Origin of the sequence: Butyricicoccus porcorum (assembly GCF_002157465.1) — a bacterium.
In the GTDB taxonomy this organism is placed as follows: domain Bacteria; phylum Bacillota; class Clostridia; order Oscillospirales; family Butyricicoccaceae; genus Butyricicoccus_A; species Butyricicoccus_A porcorum.
Map to the genome: position 1 here is coordinate 1 of NZ_NHOC01000029.1, position 4,249 is coordinate 4,249.

Here is a 4,249-nt window from a genome sequence, read left to right on the forward strand (position 1 = left end):
TGAAATAGACTAGATGTGTATAAGAGAYAGYAGAACAGCTCCCCGCCATTATGACAGAGAAGCAATACCGGGACGCAAGGGAAGCGGGGCTAAAAAAATGGCTTTACGATGAAGACGGGACAGAGAGAGGAGACAGTTTAGCCGCTCTTATTGAGAGGGGCATAAACTTTTATACTAAGCAACTCCAAACAAACCCGGCAAAGCCTAACCCCTTAAAGGCGATCAGAAAAAAATATATAGCCGAGCCTGTAAAGAGTAGGCTTATCCTTGAGGGCTATAACGAAGTTATGGGAGAGGGCTACTACACCATAGAGGACGGGAGCGGGMSACGTABVNCACYATGAGCGRAGCRARGAMYRSCWAAVSCYATKACWASWCCCGCAAGGGCTTTATATGCCCGATCTGTGGGAGAGATGTGTATAAGAGACAGCGGTGTTGCGGCGCTGCACAATAAGTTCTATAAGATTGAACTGCCGCAGGTGCTGTCCTTCTTCGGCGGCACGCGCTTTGTCCCGATTATTTCCGCAGTTGTCTATCTGGTTGTCGGTATCGTTAWGTATAGATGTGTATAAGASASMGGTCAAGAGGTCGGTGCGGATAAAGTGCGCCGTACAGTCATGGGTGCGTTTCTTGTAGTTGCCGCAGATATAACAGTCCTGCTTGCGCTTCAGGCATCTTGAGTACTTTTTGATAGTGCATAGTAATATCCCTGTCTCTTATACACATCTAGAYGTSTDKAAGWCGACCWKGACGGMGCWGMMTGCTATAWGCCAGCGGAGCCWTTTCGAAGGGSAGKTCAAAMGRGAYWACRAGSWYGCGAYCAAGWGWKKYTGCGATSCGAAGMAGKTGGAKKAMRTGATCAMGCTGTKSWGTMACKWSCWKCMGCTGKCWCWKATRYAMAKYTMAHRTRWGGRTACKCCCAACMTRKATTTTTTSKCKMKGWRWAGMYGTSTMTWWGAGACAKGTTTTAGATGGGGCCATCTTGGTGATCTCCGCTAAAGATGGCGTGCAGGCCCAGACCCGTATTCTGTTCCATGCCCTGCGGAAAATGAACATTCCCACCGTTATCTTTATCAACAAGATCGACCAGGCTGGCGTTGATTTGCAGAGCGTGGTTCAGTCTGTTCGGGATAAGCTCTCCGCCGATATTATCATCAAGCAGACGGTGTCGCTGTCCCCGGAAATAGTCCTGGAGGAAAATACCGACATAGAAGCATGGGATGCGGTCATCGAAAATAACGATGAATTATTGGAAAAGTATATCGCAGGAGAACCAATCAGCCGGGAAAAACTTGCGCGGGAGGAACAGCAGCGGGTTCAAGACGCCTCCCTGTTCCCAGTCTATCATGGCAGCGCTAAAAATGGCCTTGGCATTCAACCGTTGATGGATGCGGTGACAGGGCTGTTCCAACCGATTGGGGAACAGGGGGGCGCCGCCCTATGCGGCAGCGTTTTCAAGGTTGAGTACACCGATTGCGGCCAGCGGCGTGTCTATCTACGGTTATACAGCGGAACGCTGCGCCTGCGGGATACGGTGGCCCTGGCCGGGAGAGAAAAGCTGAAAATCACAGAGATGCGTATTCCATCCAAAGGGGAAATTGTTCGGACAGACACCGCTTATCAGGGTGAAATTGTTATCCTTCCCAGCGACAGCGTGAGGTTAAACGATGTATTAGGGGACCAAACCCGGCTCCCTCGTAAAAGGTGGCGCGAGGACCCCCTCCCCATGCTGCGGACGACGATTGCGCCGAAAACGGCAGCGCAAAGAGAACGGCTGCTGGACGCTCTTACGCAACTTGCGGATACTGACCCGCTTTTGCGTTGCGAAGTGGATTCCATCACCCATGAGATCATTCTTTCTTTTTTGGGCCGGGTGCAGTTGGAGGTTGTTTCCGCTTTGCTGTCGGAAAAATACAAGCTTGAAACAGTGGTAAAGGAACCCTCCGTCATTTATATGGAGCGGCCGCTCAAAGCAGCCAGCCACACCATCCATATCGAGGTGCCGCCCAACCCGTTTTGGGCATCCATAGGACTGTCTGTTACACCACTCTCGCTTGGCTCCGGTGTACAATACGAGAGCCGGGTTTCGCTGGGATACTTGAACCAGAGTTTTCAAAACGCTGTCAGGGATGGTATCCGTTACGGGCTGGAGCAGGGCTTGTTCGGCTGGAACGTAACGGACTGTAAGATTTGCTTTGAATACGGGCTTTATTACAGTCCGGTCAGCACGCCGGCGGACTTCCGCTCATTGGCCCCGATTGTATTGGAACAGGCATTGAAGGAATCGGGGACGCAGCTGCTGGAACCTTATCTCTCCTTCATCCTCTATGCGCCCCAGGAATACCTTTCCAGGGCTTATCATGATGCACCGAAATACTGTGCCACCATCGAAACGGCCCAGGTAAAAAAGGATGAAGTTGTCTTTACTGGCGAGATTCCCGCCCGCTGTATACAGGCATACCGTACTGATCTGGCCTTTTACACCAACGGGCGGAGCGTATGCCTTACAGAGCTGAAAGGATATCAGGCCGCTGTCGGTCAGCCGGTCATCCAGCCCCGCCGTCCAAACAGCCGCCTGGACAAGGTGCGCCATATGTTTCAGAAGGTAATGTAAAGATAAGGGTTTTTATATTACCCCACCGAAAACGAGGCTTGAAAACGCGCGAAATAAGGCTTTTTCACCCCCTAAATGTATATTGATGTGCGATAAAGAAGTAATAGAAGTGTAAAATTTTGCCGTTCCTATCCGGCACTTAGCTCTTGTGTCGGATAGGTCGGGCGGTTATTCGGGCAAGTCCACCTTGCCAACAAAGAATAATAAATCTCAATGTCCTGTCTGCGGGTCTTGTTCTCGTCATAGCTGCACTCATGCACAACGATTTTCTCTACAAACTCCCGCAGCAGAGTAGGGGTAAGTTCTTCAAAGCTGGTATGCCGCCGGACAACATTCATAAACTTTTCTGCGTTCACGGTGGCTTCCTGTGCTTTGGAAAGCTMCGCTTGGATAGCGGCGGCTCWTTCTTTCAGCTCCCGTTGTTCTGCTTCATAGTCTGCCGACAGCTCTGTGAAACGCTCGTCTGATATGCGCCCRGTCACACTGTCCTCATACAGCCGCTTGAAGATAGCGGATAACTCGGCTATGCGTTTCTCGGTGGCTTCCAGCTCCTTTTTCTTGGCGGCGTTCCTGCGCTTGCCCCGTCCTCGTTCTGCTCAATCAGGAGCTTCATAAACCGGGCTTCATGCTTTGCCGCATAGCTGGTCACTTTCCGCAGATTGGAGAGTACACCAGCGGTCAAGAGGTCGGTGCGGATAAAGTGCGCCGTACAGTCATGGGTGCGTTTCTTGTAGTTGCCGCAGATATAACAGTCCTGCTTGCGCTTCAGGCATCTTGAGTACTTTTTGATAGTGCATAGTAATATCCTTTCCGGCAGGCATCCAATTCCAAAGGGTGGATACACAACCTAGCGGCTTATACAGGTATAGCCTGAGGCTTCCAACCAGCCAAAACATAAATCACCACCGAAAGGATTGACAGACTTTCTAAGAGGTATCGCCAGCCAGAAGGCCGGCTCCCAAGGAGGAAACGTCAATGATCCTGCCTTCAGTGATTATACCTCTATATTTTGTCTGGTGCATTAAGGAAACCTCAGACACGGTAATATGTCCTATAACTTCTGATGGAGGGGAACTCCTCCTTCCGTTATATCTATATAGATTTATTAGATTGGACTTTGTAACTATTAACCAGTAGTCGTTCTTGACTACACCATTATTATACTAGGAGAATGTAACTTCATGTTTGCTAAAAATTCAAAGGCATATTCTGTCTACCTGCTGTTCCGATTTGTCTGTTCCTGGCGGTTTCTATGTCCACAGTGCTTTCCATCGTGTACCTGGAGGTGGGCAGCTGGATGCTTTCCAGCTTGTCCTGGTAGGGACGGTTCTGGAGACCTCCTGCTTTCTGTTCGAGATACCCACCGGTGTGGTGGCGGATTTGTATAGCCGTCGGCGCTCGGTGCTGATTGGAATGTTCCTCTACGGGGCTTTCTGATGGAGGGCGCTACCGTGGTTCGCGCCGGTTCTGCTGGCCCAGGTTGTCTGGGGTTGCGGTGATACCTTCATCACGGCGCTCTGGAGGCGTGGATTGCCTCGGAGGAAGAGGACAAACCCATAGACAAGGTGTCCTGCGGGCAGTCAAATGGGGCAAATCGGCGGCGTTCTGGCGTGGTGCTGGCACACTGCTGGGAAA

4 pseudogenes are annotated in these 4,249 nt (G+C 50.9%); 3 read left to right on the top strand and 1 reads right to left on the bottom strand.

Going from position 1 to position 4,249, the window contains the following annotated elements:
- Positions 1-431: 431 nt before the first annotated feature.
- Positions 432-560, top strand: a pseudogene (locus CBW42_RS14270) (PTS transporter subunit EIIC); the annotation flags it as partial.
- A 404-nt stretch (positions 561-964) separates the two neighbouring features.
- Positions 965-2,614 (top strand): annotated as a pseudogene (tet(W), locus tag CBW42_RS14275) (tetracycline resistance ribosomal protection protein Tet(W)); the annotation flags it as partial.
- Positions 2,615-2,782: 168 nt separating this feature from the next.
- On the opposite strand, the pseudogene CBW42_RS14280 reads toward tet(W), so the two are convergent.
- Positions 2,783-3,380 (bottom strand): annotated as a pseudogene (locus CBW42_RS14280) (DUF4368 domain-containing protein); the annotation flags it as partial.
- Positions 3,381-3,795: 415 nt separating this feature from the next.
- On the opposite strand from CBW42_RS14280, the pseudogene CBW42_RS14290 reads away from it, so the two are divergent.
- A pseudogene (locus CBW42_RS14290) lies at positions 3,796-4,249 on the top strand (MFS transporter); the annotation flags it as partial.